General features: G+C 34.1%; 17 protein-coding genes. 9 read left to right on the plus strand and 8 right to left on the minus strand.

The genetic code is table 11. The features are described 5' to 3' along the window. Positions 1–22 precede the first annotated feature (22 nt). Both ACO05K_RS06100 and ACO05K_RS06105 read right to left on the minus strand, forming a co-directional pair. Positions 23–829: a nitrilase family protein gene (locus ACO05K_RS06100; RefSeq protein WP_421943566.1), complete on the minus strand. Its 807-nt coding sequence runs from the start codon at positions 827–829 to the stop codon at positions 23–25. Between the two features lie 21 nt (positions 830–850). Continuing rightward, positions 851–1,996, minus strand: coding sequence for a methionine aminotransferase (locus ACO05K_RS06105; protein WP_421943567.1), 1,146 nt, complete (start codon positions 1,994–1,996; stop codon positions 851–853). 337 nt (positions 1,997–2,333) lie between these two features. On the opposite strand from ACO05K_RS06105, the gene serC reads away from it, so the two are divergent. Beyond that, entirely contained in the window at positions 2,334–3,407 is a 1,074-nt protein-coding gene (serC, locus tag ACO05K_RS06110; RefSeq protein ID WP_421943568.1) for a 3-phosphoserine/phosphohydroxythreonine transaminase, read from the plus strand. 68 nt (positions 3,408–3,475) lie between these two features. Further along, the gene (locus ACO05K_RS06115; RefSeq protein ID WP_421943569.1) at positions 3,476–4,426 is read left to right on the plus strand and encodes a D-2-hydroxyacid dehydrogenase; all 951 of its coding nucleotides are present in this window, start codon (positions 3,476–3,478) and stop codon (positions 4,424–4,426) included. A gap of 65 nt (positions 4,427–4,491) precedes the next feature. On the opposite strand, the gene ACO05K_RS06120 is transcribed toward ACO05K_RS06115, so the two are convergent. The 3 genes from ACO05K_RS06120 to ACO05K_RS06130 all read right to left on the minus strand — a co-directional run bounded on the left by ACO05K_RS06120 (position 4,492) and on the right by ACO05K_RS06130 (position 6,139). Beyond that, on the minus strand, positions 4,492–4,638 hold the full coding sequence (locus tag ACO05K_RS06120; protein ID WP_421943570.1) for a hypothetical protein: 147 nt from the start codon (positions 4,636–4,638) through the stop codon (positions 4,492–4,494). Next, complete coding sequence (locus ACO05K_RS06125) at positions 4,619–5,233, minus strand: hypothetical protein (RefSeq protein WP_421943571.1); 615 nt, start codon at positions 5,231–5,233, stop codon at positions 4,619–4,621. Before ACO05K_RS06125 ends, ACO05K_RS06120 begins: the two co-directional genes overlap by 20 nt. A gap of 126 nt (positions 5,234–5,359) precedes the next feature. Continuing rightward, the gene (locus ACO05K_RS06130; protein WP_421943572.1) at positions 5,360–6,139 is read right to left on the minus strand and encodes an SAM hydrolase/SAM-dependent halogenase family protein; all 780 of its coding nucleotides are present in this window, start codon (positions 6,137–6,139) and stop codon (positions 5,360–5,362) included. 103 nt (positions 6,140–6,242) lie between these two features. On the opposite strand from ACO05K_RS06130, the gene ACO05K_RS06135 reads away from it, so the two are divergent. From ACO05K_RS06135 to ACO05K_RS06155, 5 genes are all read left to right on the plus strand, one after another. After that, positions 6,243–7,202 carry a PhoH family protein gene (locus tag ACO05K_RS06135; protein ID WP_421943573.1) on the plus strand — a complete coding sequence of 320 codons (960 nt, stop codon included), beginning with the start codon at positions 6,243–6,245 and terminating at the stop codon, positions 7,200–7,202. Positions 7,203–7,321: 119 nt separating this feature from the next. Further along, positions 7,322–7,600, plus strand: coding sequence for a hypothetical protein (locus ACO05K_RS06140; RefSeq protein ID WP_421943574.1), 279 nt, complete (start codon positions 7,322–7,324; stop codon positions 7,598–7,600). 111 nt (positions 7,601–7,711) lie between these two features. Further along, complete coding sequence (locus ACO05K_RS06145; protein ID WP_421943575.1) at positions 7,712–8,656, plus strand: phosphoribosylaminoimidazolesuccinocarboxamide synthase; 945 nt, start codon at positions 7,712–7,714, stop codon at positions 8,654–8,656. A gap of 35 nt (positions 8,657–8,691) precedes the next feature. Then, positions 8,692–9,069, plus strand: coding sequence for an STAS domain-containing protein (locus tag ACO05K_RS06150; RefSeq protein ID WP_421943576.1), 378 nt, complete (start codon positions 8,692–8,694; stop codon positions 9,067–9,069). Between the two features lie 71 nt (positions 9,070–9,140). Continuing rightward, positions 9,141–10,046, plus strand: a complete 906-nt coding sequence (locus tag ACO05K_RS06155; RefSeq protein WP_421943577.1) for a ribonuclease Z — start codon at positions 9,141–9,143, stop codon at positions 10,044–10,046. A 106-nt stretch (positions 10,047–10,152) separates the two neighbouring features. Here ACO05K_RS06155 and ACO05K_RS06160 read toward each other — a convergent pair whose 3' ends face one another. The 3 genes from ACO05K_RS06160 to ACO05K_RS06170 all read right to left on the minus strand — a co-directional run bounded on the left by ACO05K_RS06160 (position 10,153) and on the right by ACO05K_RS06170 (position 12,934). Further along, positions 10,153–11,106: an MlaD family protein gene (locus tag ACO05K_RS06160; RefSeq protein WP_421943578.1), complete on the minus strand. Its 954-nt coding sequence runs from the start codon at positions 11,104–11,106 to the stop codon at positions 10,153–10,155. Positions 11,107–11,281: 175 nt separating this feature from the next. Further along, complete coding sequence (locus ACO05K_RS06165) at positions 11,282–12,061, minus strand: N-acetylmuramoyl-L-alanine amidase family protein (RefSeq protein ID WP_421943579.1); 780 nt, start codon at positions 12,059–12,061, stop codon at positions 11,282–11,284. A gap of 9 nt (positions 12,062–12,070) precedes the next feature. Continuing rightward, positions 12,071–12,934: an N-acetylmuramoyl-L-alanine amidase family protein gene (locus ACO05K_RS06170; RefSeq protein WP_421946281.1), complete on the minus strand. Its 864-nt coding sequence runs from the start codon at positions 12,932–12,934 to the stop codon at positions 12,071–12,073. Between the two features lie 74 nt (positions 12,935–13,008). On the opposite strand from ACO05K_RS06170, the gene ACO05K_RS06175 reads away from it, so the two are divergent. Next, complete coding sequence (locus ACO05K_RS06175) at positions 13,009–15,666, plus strand: putative LPS assembly protein LptD (protein WP_421943580.1); 2,658 nt, start codon at positions 13,009–13,011, stop codon at positions 15,664–15,666. 3 nt (positions 15,667–15,669) lie between these two features. Further along, the gene (locus tag ACO05K_RS06180) at positions 15,670–16,923 is read left to right on the plus strand and encodes a competence/damage-inducible protein A (RefSeq protein ID WP_421943581.1); all 1,254 of its coding nucleotides are present in this window, start codon (positions 15,670–15,672) and stop codon (positions 16,921–16,923) included. Positions 16,924–16,955: the final 32 nt, after the last annotated feature.

Below are 16,955 nucleotides of genomic sequence, written 5' to 3' on the forward strand. Positions count from 1 at the left end.
TTGGTTAATTGTAAAGTAATTACTAGTCAATAATGTTAAATTTATCAGCATCTTTTAAAAACGGAAACTGACGCCTGATTTTTACAAGTTCTTCGTAGTTAATGGTAACCGTGTACATGTCTTCATCTTCAGGCTTATAATAAACTGTACTTCCGTATGGGTCGATAACCATCGAATGGCCGCCGTGATAAACCTGATTTCCATCATGCCCAACACGGTTTACACCAATAACGTAGCTTTGATTTTCGATTGCACGAGCAGGAATTAATGCCCGCCAATGAGACGAACGTTTATCAGGCCAACTGGCAATTAATAGTAGAATATCGTATTCTTCATCAATATTTCTCAGCCAAACCGGGAAACGCAAATCGTAGCAAATGGCTAATCTAATTTTCCAACCTTTTAATTCTACAATTAACTTGTCTTTACCGGCACTAAAGTTTTTATCTTCATCACCCATGCCAAATAAGTGGCGTTTATCGTAATATTGGTAGTCTCCATTTTGGTCCATCCAAATTAAACGATTGTAGTAATTTCCGTTCTCTTTAATAATTAAGCTACCAGTGACTACGCAATTGTATTGGTGCGCTATTTTTTGCATCCATTGCATGGTGAAACCGCCCATTTCTTCTGCCAAACCTTTAGAATTCATGCTAAAGCCACTATTAAACATTTCTGGCAGTATAATTAAATCGGTTTTCTCTCTAACTCCTGATGATAATCTGAGGCCAAGATTCTGTAGGTTTTTCTCTATGTTTTCCCAAAAAAGATAGGCCTGAAAAATTGTTATTTTCAGATTTTCTATTTGCGTGTAAACAGGTTTTTCCATGTATGTTTATTTTGAGGGATGTTAAACATTTTTTAATTTTTCGGCCGCCAAAGCTAATGTTGAGTTTTCTTTGGCAAAACAAAAACGGATAATTTTATAATCGGTTGCTTTTTGGTAGAATGCCGAAACAGGGATGGTGGCAACTCCAAATTCTTTTATCAGCCTAATGCTGAAATCTGTATCTTTTTCATCACTTATTTTGCTGTAGCTTGCACACTGAAAATATGAACCTCTACAAGGCAATAAATCAAATCGGCTTTCTGCTAAAAGTTTTCTGAAATAGTCGCGTTTTTTTTCAAAAAAGGTTGCTATACCGTTATAATTGTTTGGCTCTTTAATATATTCCGCAATTGCTTGCTGCATCGGACTATTAACGCTGAAAACATTAAATTGGTGTACTTTTCTAAACTCTTTAGTTAATTTTTCTGGTGCTAAGCAATAACCAAGTTTCCATCCAGTAGCATGTAAAAGCTTTCCAAATGATGCAATAACAAAACTTCTTTCTCTCAATTCGGGAAAAAGCATCACACTTTTATGTTTCTGCTCATCGTAAATTAAATGTTCGTAAACTTCATCACTCAGAATTAAAATATCTGTTCCGCTAACCAATTTAATTAACGATTTCATATCATCTTCTGACAAAATGCTACCCGTTGGGTTTTGAGGAGAATTTAAAATAATCATCCTCGTGCTTGAGGTGAAAAGCTTTTTAACCATATCCCAATCAATTGCATAATTAGGAGGTGCGAGTTCGTAAGTTTTTACCAAACCACCTAAAAGTTTAATGGTTGGTGCATAGCTATCATAAGCGGGTTCAAAAATTATAACTTCATCACCGGGATTTATTATGGTAGTTAAGGCGGTAAAAATTGCTTGTGTTCCACCAGCTGTAACTGTAATTTCTGTATCGGGATTATACTTTACGTTATATAAGTTTTCTACTTTTTGGGCGATGGTTTCTTTTAAAAAATTATTACCAGGCATTGGTGCGTATTGGTTGTAGCCATCTCTCATAGCTTTTTCAACCAATTCGGTAAGTTTTGGGTCGCAAGGATAATCAGGGAAACCCTGAGATAAATTTATTGCATTATTTTCTGCCGCGAGTTTAGACATTACCGAGAAGATGGTAGTGCTTACACCCGGAAGTTTCGATTGTATATTTAACATGTATAAGCGAAAATAGCAAAAAAAGCCCAAAAGATTAAAAATGGTAGCAAATGCAAAATTTTAAGAAAAGATTGATGCAGTTTTGTTTTTAAGCCATTTGAAATTGAGTTTGTGAATTTGCGTTACTGAAATGGATATTCCAAAATCATCAAATTTTATTGTAAAAAAGATAAGAAAGTTTTTAATCGTTAGTTAAACGTTTTAATTATAAAAACTGCAATAAAACAATCGATTTCGGCTAAATTTTTAACAAAATTTAATTTTTTATGATACGATTTTATAGTCATAACTGCTTTAAAAATTTTACATTTACCGCCATAAAACATTATATAATAAGATGAAGCATAATTTCGGCGCAGGCCCTTGTATTTTACCTCAAGAAGTGTTTAAACAAGCTGCACAGGCAGTTTTAGATTTTAACGATGGATTATCAATTTTAGAAATTTCGCACAGAACAACCGAATTTGAGGCAGTTGTTGCTGAAGCTGATAAATTGGTAAAAGAGTTATTAAATGTGCCATCGGGTTATTCCGTTTTATTTTTACAAGGTGGTGCAAGCTTGCAATTTGCTATGGTTCCGATGAATTTATTGGGCGATGGACAAACAGCAAGTTATTTAGATTCTGGTGTTTGGGCAACCAAAGCACTAAAAGAAGCTAAATTTGTAGGTAATGTTAATGTTGTTGCATCATCTAAAGATGCAAATTATACTTTCATCCCGAAAGATTTTGAAATTCCTGCTGATAGTGCATATTTTCATTATACCTCGAACAATACAATTTACGGGACAGAACTATTTGATGTACCTGAAACAAGTGTGCCTATCGTTTGCGATATGTCATCAGACATTATGAGCCGCGTGATTGATGTTTCAAAATTCGATTTAATTTATGCTGGTGCACAAAAAAATGTGGGTCCTGCAGGTTTAACGATTGTGATTATTAAAGATGAAATTTTAGGAAAAATTGACCGAAAAATTCCATCGATGTTAAATTATCAATCTCATATCGATAATGGTTCGATGTATAATACGCCACCAGTATTTTCAGTTTATGTGTCTTTATTAAATCTTCGTTGGTTAAAATCAAAAGGCGGTGTTGCTGAAATTGAAAAAGAAAATAAACAAAAAGCTGAAGCACTTTACAGAGAGATTGACCGCAATCCGTTATTTAAAGGTACATGCGCTGTTGAAGACCGCTCTAAAATGAATATTTGTTTTGTAATGGAAAATTCTGAATTGGAAAAACCATTTTTAAAATTTGCTGAAGACCAAGGTATTGTTGGTATTAAAGGCCATAGAAGTGTTGGTGGCTTCCGTGCATCTATGTACAACGCACTACCAATTACAAGTGTACATGCGCTAATTGATGCAATGCAATCATTCGAGGAAAACCAGGCAAAAGCAAACTAATTTAAACTTTAAAAGATAATTGATTCTCATTTAAATCTGTGTAATCAATTTAATCCCTGAATCATATTATGATTAAAATATTAGCAAACGATGGAATAGACCCTATCGGAAAAGAATTACTAGAAAAAGCAGGTTTCCAGGTTGATACGGAAACCATTCCTCAAGACCAATTGGCAGAGGCCTTAAAAAACTACGATGCAATTACTGTTCGTAGTGCAACAAAAGTTAGAAAAGAATTGATCGACGCTGTGCCGAATATTAAATTAATTGGTAGAGGTGGCGTTGGTATGGATAATATTGATGTTGAATACGCTAGAAGTCAAGGTGTTGCTGTAGTGAATACGCCAGCTGCATCATCATTATCTGTAGCAGAACTGGTTTTCTCTCACTTATTTACCGGTATTAGATTTTTGCAAGATGCAAATCGTAAAATGCCTGTAGACGGTTCTACGCAATTTAATAACCTTAAAAAAGCTTACGCAAAAGGAACTGAGTTAAGTGGTAAAACCATTGGTATTATCGGTTTCGGCCGCATTGGTCGTGCAACGGCTAAAGTTGCATTAGGTTTAGGCATGAACGTTTTAGCTTATGATTTACATCCATCAGAATCTGAAATTACTTTAGAATTCCAAGGTGGAAAATCTGTAAGTATTCCAATTAAAACAGTTTCTTTAGATGAGGTAATTTCTGGAAGTGATTTCCTTAGTTTACATACGCCTTTTGCTGATAAGCCTATTTTAGGTGCTGAAGAATTTGCAAAGATGAAAAATGGTGTTGGTATTGTTAACTGTTCTCGTGGTGGAACTATTGATGAGCCAGCTTTAATTGAAGCATTGGATTCTGGTAAGGTTGCTTTTGCAGGTTTAGATGTTTTTAACAATGAACCTACACCTTTGGCAGAAATTTTAACGCATCCAAAAATTTCTTTAACACCTCATATTGGTGCATCAACTAACGAAGCTCAAGAACGTATTGGTACAGAATTAGCGACTTTGATTATTGAGCATTTTAAGAAATAGCAATTTGTCATTCTGAGCTTGTCGAAGAACAACTGTGTTTCGACAGGCTCAACATGACATCTTTATCAATCCAAAGCATTAGTTGTTACCCAATAACGATAACCCAAAATTGCTTTTTGAATATTGGTTAACTTACTTGGGTCTTTTTTATATAAACTTGGCAGAATAACCTTATTTATCTTCGCCAAAATCTTAAACAATCCTTTTTTCATAATTTTTTAATTTCTTATTGAAGAAGTAAAAACCGCCTGCCATAACCAAGAGCAAAAACACAATAATATAGGTTGATAAACCACCGTTATTTTTCTTTGCTATTTCACTTTTTAAATCCTCATTCTGGTCTTGAAGTTTTTTTATCGAAAGCATGTAATTCTGTATTTTTTCTTCAGAATTATCAGCTACTGCTACTTTTTGTTCGTTTTGCAAATCTTTATAATCCATCAAAACTTTTAACTCTTTAAAAATATTATTATCGGTTAAAACAACCTGACGGAGAATTTCATTAGAATTTTTAATGTCTTTTTTTGTTTGCCAGCCAAAAATCCCAGTGCGCTGGTTTAAACTTTCATCATACTGACCAAATTTTTGACTGCGTTCAGCAAGTAATGTGTTAACCTTAACTCTCTGAGCTGCATAAGCCATTGTGTCTTGCTGTGCAGAAGCATAAAAACTTGAGAAAAGTATAGAAAGAGCGTATAAATATTTCTTCATTTGATATAAACGTAGAAAGGATAGAAGTTGTTTTGTTTTACTATCCGTCATTGCGAGGCACGAAGCAATCTTAAAGCTTTCGCTATTTAAACCCATAATTGTAAGATTGCTTCGTGCCTCGCAATGACGACCGTCTATGCATGGCTCGTTAGATTGATTGTAAGTACGGTGTTAATTTCTAGCGTTATGCTTTCAACTTTCTGCTTTAGTCTTTAAGCTCACCTAAGGATGAAACTCAACCCTAACAATATCACCCAAGTGCAAACCCAATAAACCACTAGCTTTCCCTTTATTAATTGCAATCTCCAAATGGTTACTAATTCCAAAGAGACAAAGTTTTTCTCCTTCAGAAACTTCATTGTAATGCCAGCTTAATTGGGTAATGGTTTCACTTTTTCTAAAGTATAAAGTAAAGTCACGATTTTTTTGAATTCGGGTAAAAAGGTCTTTAGTAATGTTGGTAATTACATTGCAAAAAGTATCAATATAAACCACACTTCCACGGATGATATCTCGCTCGATAACAGGGTGTAAAAGCATCTTTTGTTCAATCTCTGCTACAGGTAATCCGATGTCTTTTAATCTACCACCTTTTGCTAAATGTGTTGCTGCTTTCACAAAAATATCAACTAAAGGAAAGTGAAGATATTTTAAATCTTGCATGATGTTTAATTCCACAACATCCTCTGGTAAATCATCAAATAACAAAGAAAAAATACCATTATCGGCACCAACAAAATAATGGTCGCGATGTTTAACTGCAATGTATTTCGTGTTTTCGCTATAAACTGAATCAATACCGATTAAGTGAACGGTGTTCTTTGGAAAGTATGGGTATGCGTTTTTTAAAACGAATGCAGCGTACGAAATATTAAACGATGGAACCTCATGGGTAATATCCACTAAATTAACATTAGGCATAAGACTTAACAGACTACCTTTAAGGGCGCTCTGGTAAAAATCTTTCGAACCTAAATCTGTTGTTAAAGTAATTATCCCCATTAAAAATTCATTAATATTGCTTATTCTTGTGTAAAGACATAAGCGTCTGCAAATATTCAAATTTTAATTAATATACCCCGATAACTTTTTAAAATACTCTAGTTTGAACGAATTAAAATTAACTCTGGATACCGTAAATCCGGCTCACTTTTGGGGAGCAAATAACGAGAATTACGAAATGATTAAAGGTGCTTTCGCGAAGTTAAAACTAGTTGCGAGAGGGAGCGAGGTAAAGGTTCTCGGTGATGAACAGGAACTTAAGGCATTCGAAGCAAAGTTTAGTCAGCTTGTTGCGCACTTAGAAAAATACAGTTCTTTAACCAATAATGATGTTGAATCTATTTTAGGTGCAAAGGCTACAGGTGTTGCAAAAAAAGATGTTGAACAACCAACTGGCGGCGGCGGCGAAGTAATTGTTTTCGGTACTAATGGATTATTGGTAAAGGCAAGAACAGCTAATCAAAGAAAAATGGTAAGCAGTATTGCTAAAAACGATATTCTTTTTGCCATTGGCCCTGCCGGAACTGGAAAAACCTACACCGCAGTAGCTTTGGCAGTTCGAGCTTTAAAGAACAAAGAAATAAAGCGCATCATATTAACACGTCCTGCGGTTGAAGCAGGAGAGAACCTGGGTTTTCTACCTGGTGATTTAAAAGAAAAAATCGACCCATACTTGCGTCCGCTCTATGACGCTTTGGATGATATGATTCCGGCTGAGAAGTTGAAGTTTTACATCGAAAACAGAACCATCGAAATTGCTCCTTTAGCTTTTATGCGTGGACGTACTTTGGATAATTGCTTCGTAATTTTAGATGAAGCACAAAACGCCACTGATATGCAGTTGAAAATGTTTTTAACACGGATGGGACCAACAGCAAAATTTATTGTTACTGGCGATGTTACTCAAATCGATTTGCCTAAAAAACAAATGTCTGGCTTATTTAACGGTTTAAGGATTTTGGAAGACATCAAAGGCATTGATATTATTTACTTAAGTGGAGAAGATGTTGTTCGCCATAAATTGGTTAAAGATATCTTAAAAGCGTATGGCGATATACAATAGTTAGAGAAATTAAGCAAAAACGGTCGTCACCCTGAATTCATTTCAGAGTCTTAGTAGCTATGAAGATGCTGAAATAAATTCAGCATGACGAACAAGTTAGTTATTGAGTTACGGTTTTTATGAACCACATTTCATTAAATAATAATTTCAAGCTCTCTTTTGAGAAATTACCTCATACCATTAGGGTAATTATTTTAAAGAATGATGAAGAATGTGTTTGTGGTAAGGAAACGCTCAAAAACCTACTTTCATTTACTGAAGATAATAAAGAACATCTTTTTAAAGGCAGGCTTCAACTATTCAAAAGTGATGGTAAAATAGATATTCAAGTTAAAAAAGAATTCATTGGAACAGTTTCACATGAAGTTTTTAAAAAGGCTTTAAACAAATTACATTAATTTAAACCTCGTAGATACAAACTGCGAGGTTTTTTATTTACCTATTTAACCTACCAACATCAGTCAACCTTCTTCGGACTTTCCGACTTTTTTTTCTATTTTTATGCCCTCATGAAAGCACAAAAAGAAACCAATTTCAATTTTCCAAACCAGAGCAATTTTTACAAAGGTAAAGTACGTGATGTTTACACAATTGCCGATAAATTAATGGTAATGGTTGTATCAGATCGTATTTCTGCGTTTGATGTAGTTTTACCAGAAGCTATCCCATTTAAAGGACAGGTTTTAAATCAAATTGCTGCAAAATTTTTATCTGCTACGCAGGATATCGTTCCAAACTGGGTTTTAGATGTTCCAGACCCGATGGTTACCATTGGTCGTATTTGCGAACCATTTAAAGTCGAAATGGTAATTAGAGGTTATTTGGCTGGTCATGCGTGGCGTGAATATAGTGCAGGTAAACGTTCTGTTTGTGGCGTTTCTTTGCCTGATGGTTTGAAAGAAAACGATAAATTACCTCAACCAATCATCACACCGACAACAAAAGCATCAGTTGGGCATGACGAGGATATTTCAAAAGAAGATATCTTAGCGAAAGGAATTGTTTCTTTAACAGATTACGAAAAATTAGAAGAATATACATTTGCTTTATATCAGCGTGGAACTGAAATTGCCGCCAAAAGTGGTTTAATTTTAGTTGATACAAAATACGAATTTGGCAAAGCCGACGGTGTAATTTACCTGATTGATGAAATTCATACACCAGATTCATCACGCTATTTTTATGCTGAAGGTTACGAAGAACGCCAAAATGCAGATGAGCCACAAAAGCAACTATCGAAAGAATTTGTAAGAAAGTGGTTAATTGAAAACGGTTTTCAAGGTAAGGATGGACAGGTTATTCCAGAAATGACACCAGAAATTGTGAATTCAATATCTGAGCGATATATAGAGTTATACGAAAAGATTGTTGGCGAAAAATTTATTAAAGCTGATGCTGATGCAATTTCTAATCGTATCGAAAGTAATGTTTTAAAGGCTTTGGAAACCCTTTAAATTTTTATACATTAGTGCAATAAAGATTAGAAGAGATGAAATTTTCGGTAGATAAACACGAGAAATATGTAACCTTAAAGTTGAAAGAACCTAAGTTTACAAACGATAATGCACCAGGATTAAAATCAGAATTGTATTTGCTTAATGCAGAAGGTTTTAAGAATATTATAGTTGATTTAAGCTACATCAAAGAGTGTAATGATGCACAAGATTTAAGTAGCCTTTTAGTAGGTGATAGACTTTGCAAGTCTGCTGGTGGATTATTTATCGTTACAGGAATTAATGATGAAATTGCGCCAATTATCGAATTGTCAAACATATTTCAATCAGTAACGTTTGTTAATACATTAGAAGAAGCAACTGATTTCATCTTCATGGATGAGTTGGAAAAAGAATTTAGAGGCGCTAAATAAGCGACATATTTATTAAAAAAAGTGGGCCTCGTAGTTTCTATAACCTACGAGGTTTTTTATATCTTAAAATTATGAAATTTGAAGTTACAATTCTTGGAAGCAGTTCGGCAACACCGGTTTTTAACAGGAATCCATCGGCACAGCTTTTAAATTGTAACGAAAAATTTTATTTAATAGATTGTGGCGAAGGAACCCAGCAACAGCTCATTAAATTCAATTTAAAAGCAGCTAGAATTGACCATATATTTATCAGTCATTTACATGGCGACCATTATTTCGGATTAATTGGTTTGCTCTCTAGCTTGCATTTAAATGGTCGTATTAAGCCAATGCAAATATTCGGACCTAAGCCTCTTTTAGAAATTTTAGAAATTCAGTTCAAATACTCTGATACTACTTTAAGATATCCAATTGAATTTTTTCCAATAGATACTGACCAACCGACACAGATTTTCGAAAACAGTGATTTGATAGTAAAAACTATCATTTTAAATCATCGGATTCCAACTACAGGTTTTGTGTTTCAGCAAAAACAACGTCAGCGGAAATTAATTAAAGATAAAGCAGAAGAAATTCCAATGGCTTATTACACAGCCTTAAAAAAAGGAATTGATGTTGAACTTCCAAATGGTGATATCGTTAAGAGCGAAGACTATACAACTGCTGCTGATGACCCACGTTGCTATGCATATTGTTCTGATACGCTTTACGATGAAAGGTATTTTGAATCGATAAAAAACTGCGATACCCTTTACCACGAAGCAACTTTTACTCACGATCTTTTAGATAGAGCAAACGAAACACATCACACAACGGCTTTACAAGCTGGCGAAGTTGCTAAAATTAACGGGGCTAAAAAACTAATTATAGGTCATTTTTCTTCTCGTTACAAAACTCTACAAATGCTTTTAGAAGAAACGCAATCAGTTTTTGAAAACACTGAACTTGCTGTTGAAGGCAAAACTTTTCAACTGTAAATTTTAAAAATATATAAATCTTGCTACAAGTTTTTAAAAAGTTGTGGCAATAAAAAAGCCTTGCTATTAATAATAACAAGGCTTTTCTTATATGTCAAATTAATTATTACTTGTCTTTTTTGTTGCCACCACCAAATACTGAGAAGTGTACGTAACGTTTCGGGTTAGCTTTTAAATCAATCATTAACTCATCTAAGTTTTTAGATGCATTATTTAGGTTGTTGTACATTTTATCATCATTCAATAATAAACCTAAGCTACCTTTTCCATCTTTAATGCCAGAGATTACGCTCTGTAAATCAGCAATAGCATTATTTGCATTATCTAAAGTTTGTTTAAAATTAGCTGCTGCGAACTTATCCGTAACCGTATTGATGTTGGTTAGAATGTCGCTGATTTTCTTGTTATTGTTATTTAAGTTGGCTGTTATACCTTCAACATTTTTAAAAATAGCTTCAATACGGGCGCTTTCAGAACCAACTAAACCATCAACTTTTTTAGATGTTGTTTCTAACGATGCCAATGTGCCAGCGATGCTGCTAAAGCTTTTATCAACATTCTTTTGAAAATTTGGATTTAGAATTGAATTTACACTGCTTAAAATTGAATCCATTTTTCCGATGATAAGTTCTGCCTTTTTTTGAACCGGCTGAACTTGTTCCATTAAGCCTTTCTCTACATTCGCATTAAGCGTAAAACCATCTTCAGCCATTTTTTTAGAATCACCTAACGACATTACAATTGCTTTGCTACCTAATAAATCAGTACCTTCTAAACGAGCAATACTGTTTTCCGGAATATCATACTTACTATTTATGCTTAATGTAGCTAAGATTGTTCCACCTTGCTCTAGCTGAAGCTTAGCGACGCGACCAATTTGATAACCATTAATTAAAACAGGTTTAGAAACTGTTAAACCATCAACTCTGGTATATCTTGCAAATAGAGTAGTCTCGCTAGAAAAAATTGAGTTTCCTTTTAAAAAGTTATATCCAATAATTAGTAAAGCAATGGCAAATGCAGCTAAAATACCTACTTTGGTTTCGTTCTTAATTTTCATGTGTTCTTATTTAGGGGCTGCAAAAGTTAATATCCATTATTAAAATTTGACAGAGCGCTATATTTATAATTTAATGCAAAGGTATTTATAATACATAATGTTTGCACTAATGTTTTTGTTTGGAATATGTTATTTTATTTGTTATTTAATAATTAACTACCATTTTTTGTGCCAATTATTTCACTTCAATATTTTTCTTGTATGTTTTTATTGCGGCAAAAATAGAACTTGCAATTTCATCCTGTCCATTTGAAGAGTTAATGTATTTTTCTTCTTCTGTGTTAGATATAAATCCAACTTCCGTTAATACCGCCGGCATTCCACAACGTTGCAAAACTAATAATCCTTGTTCTTTTACACCTCTGCTTGCTCGTTCATCTCTGCTTATGTAGCTGTTTTGTATAAGTTTTGCAAATTTAATGCTTTTATCACGGAAGGTATTTTTTAATAAAGACATCAGGATAAATGTACCTGGATTGTTCGGGTCGTAACCGTCGTATTTGCTTTTATAATTCTTTTCAAGTTTTATATCAGCATTTTCCCTAATGGCTGCATCCTGTTCTTTTAATCGATGTGAACCTGCAACTAATGTTTCTACTCCCTTAATGTGTTTATTGCCGGGCGGCATGGAATTACAATGTATAGAGATAAATAAATCAGCATTTGCTTCATTAGCAATTTCTGCTCTACGATATAAATCAACATCTATATCAGTTTTTCGGGTAAAAATCACTTTAATATCAGGCAAATCCTCTTTAAGTTTTGCACCCAATTTTAACGCAACTTTTAACGCAATATCTTTTTCTTTAGATACCTTTCCAGATGCACCAGGTTTTCTGCCACCGTGACCAGGATCGATAACTATAGTTTTTATTTTATATCCCTGAGCAAAAACTTCTTGAAGCTGAGTAACAGAACTAAATAAGCAGATTAATAGTAGAAGTTTTATCCTCATTTTACTTTGTTAAAACGATGTTTCGGCTAAACGTTTATAATTTTTAATTGCTTTTATTATTCCGTTTACAATTTCTGCCTGCCCTTCAGGCGAATTCATGTAGTCTTCTTCATCAGGATTACTAACAAAACCAATTTCTGTTAAAACAGCAGGCATTGCTGCTCTTGCTAAAACCGCAAGGCTTTTTTCCTGTACACCACGATTAATTCTACCTGCAGCAACATACTCTTGTTGAATCATAGAAGCAAACTTTAAACTCCTATCACGGTTAGTTTGTTTCATTAATGATAACATTATATCGTTTTCTGGAGTGTTCGCAATAAAACCTTCATAGTTTTTTTGATAGTTATCTTCCAAAAACATAGATGCATTCTCACGTTTTATAACTTCATCTTGCTCACTTAATCTACCTGTACCAGATACAAAAGTTTCTGTTCCTCTTGTTGATGTACTTTTAGAAGTTATTGTACGATAAACAGGAACTTTTCTGCCTTTAACTTTTTTGTAGTAGTCAACAACTCTGGAAACTCGTACCGGCATATCATTTAAGTGGATTGAGATAAATAAATCTGCTTTAGCATTGTTAGCAATATTTATTCGCTCATAAAGTGGAATGAATACATCGGTTTCTCGGGTGTAAATAACTTTAATATCTTTAATACTGTCTTGCAAAGCTTTGCCCAGGTTTAAAGCAGTTTTTAAAGCAACATCTTTTTCTTTAGAATAAATGCCATGTGTTGCTCCATCTTTGCCTCCGTGTCCGGCATCAATTACAATTGTTTTAATTTTATATTCTTGCGCAAATGCTTGATTATCAATCGAATTGAATACTGTTAAGCAAATAATAAATGTTAAAAGGTTTTTAAGATACATCAATGGTATATTTTTCACTAATTTTGAACGTTTTTGATTAAACATTTGTGCAAAAATAACATTCAAATACGAATTTGAAACTCCTTAGCAACTCTATTTTACTAATTTCTGTCATTTTATTAACACTAACCGTTAATAAAGCTAACGCATATTCCGCTTTTTCATTGCAACAGGTGGTTCAACAAGATACTTCAAAGCGTGATACATCAAAAGTAAAAACAAAAAATAATAGCGATCTCGATCAAAAAATTGAATATAAAGCAGACGATTCAGTTAGGTTTAGCAAAGACGAAAGTATTATTTATATGTACGGAAACGCCAGAGTAATTTATGGCGATTTTGAACTGGATGCAGATTACATCCGTTACGACCAAAAGAATAATTTAATTTTTGCCAGAGGAAGTACGAATCCGAAAACGAAAAGGTATGTAGGTCGCCCAATTTTTAAATCCGGTACTGACGGTTCTGCAATTGCCGATTCGCTTTATTATAACTCTGCAACAACTAAAGCAAAAGTATTTGGCGTTTTCTCTCAGCAAGATGATGGTTTTTTCTCAGGAGGGCAAAGTAAAAAGCAGCCTGATAATGAATTGCACATCAAAAATATGATGTACAGCACTTGTAATCTCCCACATCCACATTTTGGATTAATGATTAGTAAGGGTATTGCGACAGAAAAACAAATCATCACCGGGCCAACTTATATGATAATTGAGGATGTACCAACACCTTTTGCGTTGCCATTTGCATTTTTCCCGAAGCAAAACAAGCGTACATCTGGCATTATGTTACCTACGCCAGGTGAAGATGCAACCCGTGGGTTTTTTCTTCAAAATGCTGGTTATTATATTGGTTTGAGTGATTATTGGGATGCCAAAATAATGGGCTCTATTTACACAAATGGTTCCTATGAAGCTTCCTTAAATACAAATTACATTAAACGCTACAAATATAACGGAAGCATTACTACGCATTATGCCAGTACCAGGAATGGTATTCAGGGACAAGAAAACATAGGTAAAGATTTCCGGATTGGTTGGTCACACAGTCAGAATCCAAATGCCAGTCCCGGCAGTACCTTTAGTGCAAGTGTAAATTTAAGCTCGAGTACATATTATAAATCAACTGCAGCAAACCAAACTTATGATTTGGGTGCTATTGCAAATAATAGTTCAAACAGCAGTATTGCATATTCAAAGGTTTTGGCAGGCGGTTTGTTTAATTTTAGTACAGCTTTAAATGCACAGCAAACATTCAGTTCTGGTGAAATAGCTTTGCAATTGCCAACTTTTAACTTAAACATGTCAACCATTAGTCCGTTCGATTCAAAGAATAGAAGTGGAGAGCAAAAATGGTATCAGAAAATTACAGTTGGTTATAGTTTACAGGGTAATAATAACATCACAACAAATGATAGTGTATTATTTACTCCAAAAGGTTTAAGGGCATTAAAAAGTGGTTTAAGTCATAACATCCCGATTAGTATGAACTTTACAGCCTTAAAGTATTTAAATTTTACGTTAGGCGGTACTTATAACGAGGTTTGGAACTTTCAAACAATTAATAAAAGATATACAACTTTTTCAGACGGCACTTACACATCAAGGCAAGATACAATTACAGGATTTAAACGTGGTGGGAGTTATAATTTATCAACCAGTTTAACAACCAAAATTTACGGTAAAACTAAAGAGTTTAAAAATTTAGGTAATTTGAAGCAATTACGCCATGTAATGACACCTTCAGTTAGCTTTACGTATTCACCAGATTTTACAGATCCATCTAGAGGTATATACAAAGAAGCAATTAACCAGAACGGAAGTTTTATTACAGACCCAAATACTGGGAGAAGACTAACATACTCTGTATTTGAAAATAGCGCATTTCCGGGTTCATTTTCCGGCAGGCAGGCCGCAATTGGGTTTATCTTAGATAATACTACTGAACTAAAGGTTCGTTCAAAAAAAGATACAACTGGTTCAGGAGAGAAGAAAATACCAATTATTCAAGGTTTAACTTTTAATGGTTCTTATAACTTTCTTGCAACAACCAGAAAACTATCTGATATAAGTTTTAGTGGCCGTTCTCAGTTTACCGATAAGTTGGGTATAACTTATAATGGTAGGTTTAATCCATACTTGCTTCGCGATTCGATTGGTGGAGATGGTAGTAGGATAATATTAGAAGATAGAAGATATTTTTGGCAAGGCGGTAAATATTTTCCAAGATTAGAGAACATTGGATTTTCGTTTGATTATAGTTTGAATCCTGATGCATTTAAGCGTAAGAATGAAGCTTACGATGCAACTAAAAACCAAATTGAGAAACAAGGGATGACACCTTTGCAATCGGAGCAGTTAAATGCGCTTAACCGCGATCCAAATGCATTTGTCGATTTCAATATTCCATGGAATTTTGGATTTCAATATCGATTTGATTATTCAAACATTCTTGGACAAACTACAATAACTAATACTTTAAATTTTAATGGAGATTTTAATCTAACACCAAAATGGAAGTTTACCTTTAATTCTGGTTACGATTTTAAAAACAAAGGTTTAGCACCAATGCAACTTGCCATTTACAGAGATTTGCATTGCTGGGATATGAATATATCTTGGGTTCCTTATGGCGCTTATAAAAGTTATTCTGTAAATATCAGGGTTAAAGCATCTATTCTTCAAGATTTAAAACTGAGCAAAAGATCAGGTTTCTACAATACCTACCAATAAATTATGTTAGCAGAGATTATTACCATTGGGGATGAAATTTTAATCGGCCAGATTGTGGATACCAATTCGGCCTGGATGGCGAAGGAACTTAATTTGATTGGTGTTTCTGTTAAACAAATTACTTCAGTTTCTGATGACGAACAACATATTTTATCAGCTTTGGCAGATGCTGAAAAACGTGCTGACATCATTTTGATTACTGGCGGTTTAGGCCCAACTAAAGATGACATCACCAAGAAAACACTGGCAAAATATTTTGGAATGGGTTTTCGTAGAGATGAAGGTGCACTGGATATGGTGGCTTCTATTTTTAAGAAATTTAATCGACCGTTACTAGATATTAATATTCAGCAAGCTGATGTACCTGATGGTTGCGAAGTGATTGTAAATCGAAACGGAACAGCGCCTTGTATGTGGTTTGAACAGAACGATAGGATTTTTATATCGATGCCAGGTGTTCCTTATGAAATGATGTATTTGATGGATGATGAAATTCTTCCAAGAATAAAATCCAGGTTTAAACTTCCATCAATTGTTCATAAAACAATCCTTACTGTAAATATTGGCGAATCATTTCTGGCTAAAGAAATTGAGGAAATTGAAGATAGTTTGCCTCCACACATCAAACTGGCTTATTTACCAAAACTTGGTCAGGTGCGTTTGCGTTTATCTGCCAAAGGCGATGATGAAAATGCTTTAAAAACTGAGGTAGAAATTTACGCTAAACAAATTATTGTTAAGGTTGAAAAGTTTGTTGTGATTGATGAAGATATTCCGCTAGAAAAAGCAATTCTGAATATGATGAAGGAACGTAAGTTAACTTTATCTACAGCAGAAAGTTGTACAGGTGGTTATATAGCGCACTTAATTACGCAACATCCGGGTTGTTCTTCGGTTTATCGGGGCGGAGCAGTTGCATACGCTTATGAATTAAAAGAATCTATTTTAGGTGTTAAGGAAAGTACTTTAACTACGTTTGGTGCAGTAAGCGAAGAAACAATAGTCGAAATGGCCGAAGGTGCGCTTAATCACTTTAAAACAGATTATGCAATTGCAGTTAGTGGAATTGCCGGACCAGATGGTGGAACTGAAGATAAACCTGTTGGAACAGTTTGGATTGCCATTTCATCAAAAAATAAAACGGTAGCTAAAGTGTTTACTTTCAGTAACAAACGTCTTCAAAACATAGAGCGTTCGGCAGCATCAGCATTAACAATGCTATTAAATCTACTTAAGGAAGAAGAGTTGAACAAATAAAATCTGTATTTTTGTCGCAATACCAATATAAT

Origin of the sequence: Pedobacter sp., assembly GCF_965227205.1 — a bacterium.
Lineage (GTDB): Bacteria > Bacteroidota > Bacteroidia > Sphingobacteriales > Sphingobacteriaceae > Pedobacter.

Coding starts and splice junctions, on each gene's coding strand:
- ACO05K_RS06140 (WP_421943574.1), top strand. CDS start 7,322: ATGAACCACATTTCATTAAATAATAATTTCAAGCTCTCTTTTGAGAAA.
- ACO05K_RS06105 (WP_421943567.1), bottom strand. CDS start 1,996: ATGTTAAATATACAATCGAAACTTCCGGGTGTAAGCACTACCATCTTC.
- ACO05K_RS06120 (WP_421943570.1), bottom strand. CDS start 4,638: ATGAAAAAAGGATTGTTTAAGATTTTGGCGAAGATAAATAAGGTTATT.
- ACO05K_RS06100 (WP_421943566.1), bottom strand. CDS start 829: ATGGAAAAACCTGTTTACACGCAAATAGAAAATCTGAAAATAACAATT.
- ACO05K_RS06155 (WP_421943577.1), top strand. CDS start 9,141: ATGAAATTTGAAGTTACAATTCTTGGAAGCAGTTCGGCAACACCGGTT.
- ACO05K_RS06170 (WP_421946281.1), bottom strand. CDS start 12,934: ATGTATCTTAAAAACCTTTTAACATTTATTATTTGCTTAACAGTATTC.
- ACO05K_RS06165 (WP_421943579.1), bottom strand. CDS start 12,061: ATGAGGATAAAACTTCTACTATTAATCTGCTTATTTAGTTCTGTTACT.
- ACO05K_RS06160 (WP_421943578.1), bottom strand. CDS start 11,106: ATGAAAATTAAGAACGAAACCAAAGTAGGTATTTTAGCTGCATTTGCC.
- ACO05K_RS06180 (WP_421943581.1), top strand. CDS start 15,670: ATGTTAGCAGAGATTATTACCATTGGGGATGAAATTTTAATCGGCCAG.
- serC (WP_421943568.1), top strand. CDS start 2,334: ATGAAGCATAATTTCGGCGCAGGCCCTTGTATTTTACCTCAAGAAGTG.
- ACO05K_RS06150 (WP_421943576.1), top strand. CDS start 8,692: ATGAAATTTTCGGTAGATAAACACGAGAAATATGTAACCTTAAAGTTG.
- ACO05K_RS06115 (WP_421943569.1), top strand. CDS start 3,476: ATGATTAAAATATTAGCAAACGATGGAATAGACCCTATCGGAAAAGAA.
- ACO05K_RS06125 (WP_421943571.1), bottom strand. CDS start 5,233: ATGGGTTTAAATAGCGAAAGCTTTAAGATTGCTTCGTGCCTCGCAATG.
- ACO05K_RS06145 (WP_421943575.1), top strand. CDS start 7,712: ATGAAAGCACAAAAAGAAACCAATTTCAATTTTCCAAACCAGAGCAAT.
- ACO05K_RS06130 (WP_421943572.1), bottom strand. CDS start 6,139: ATGGGGATAATTACTTTAACAACAGATTTAGGTTCGAAAGATTTTTAC.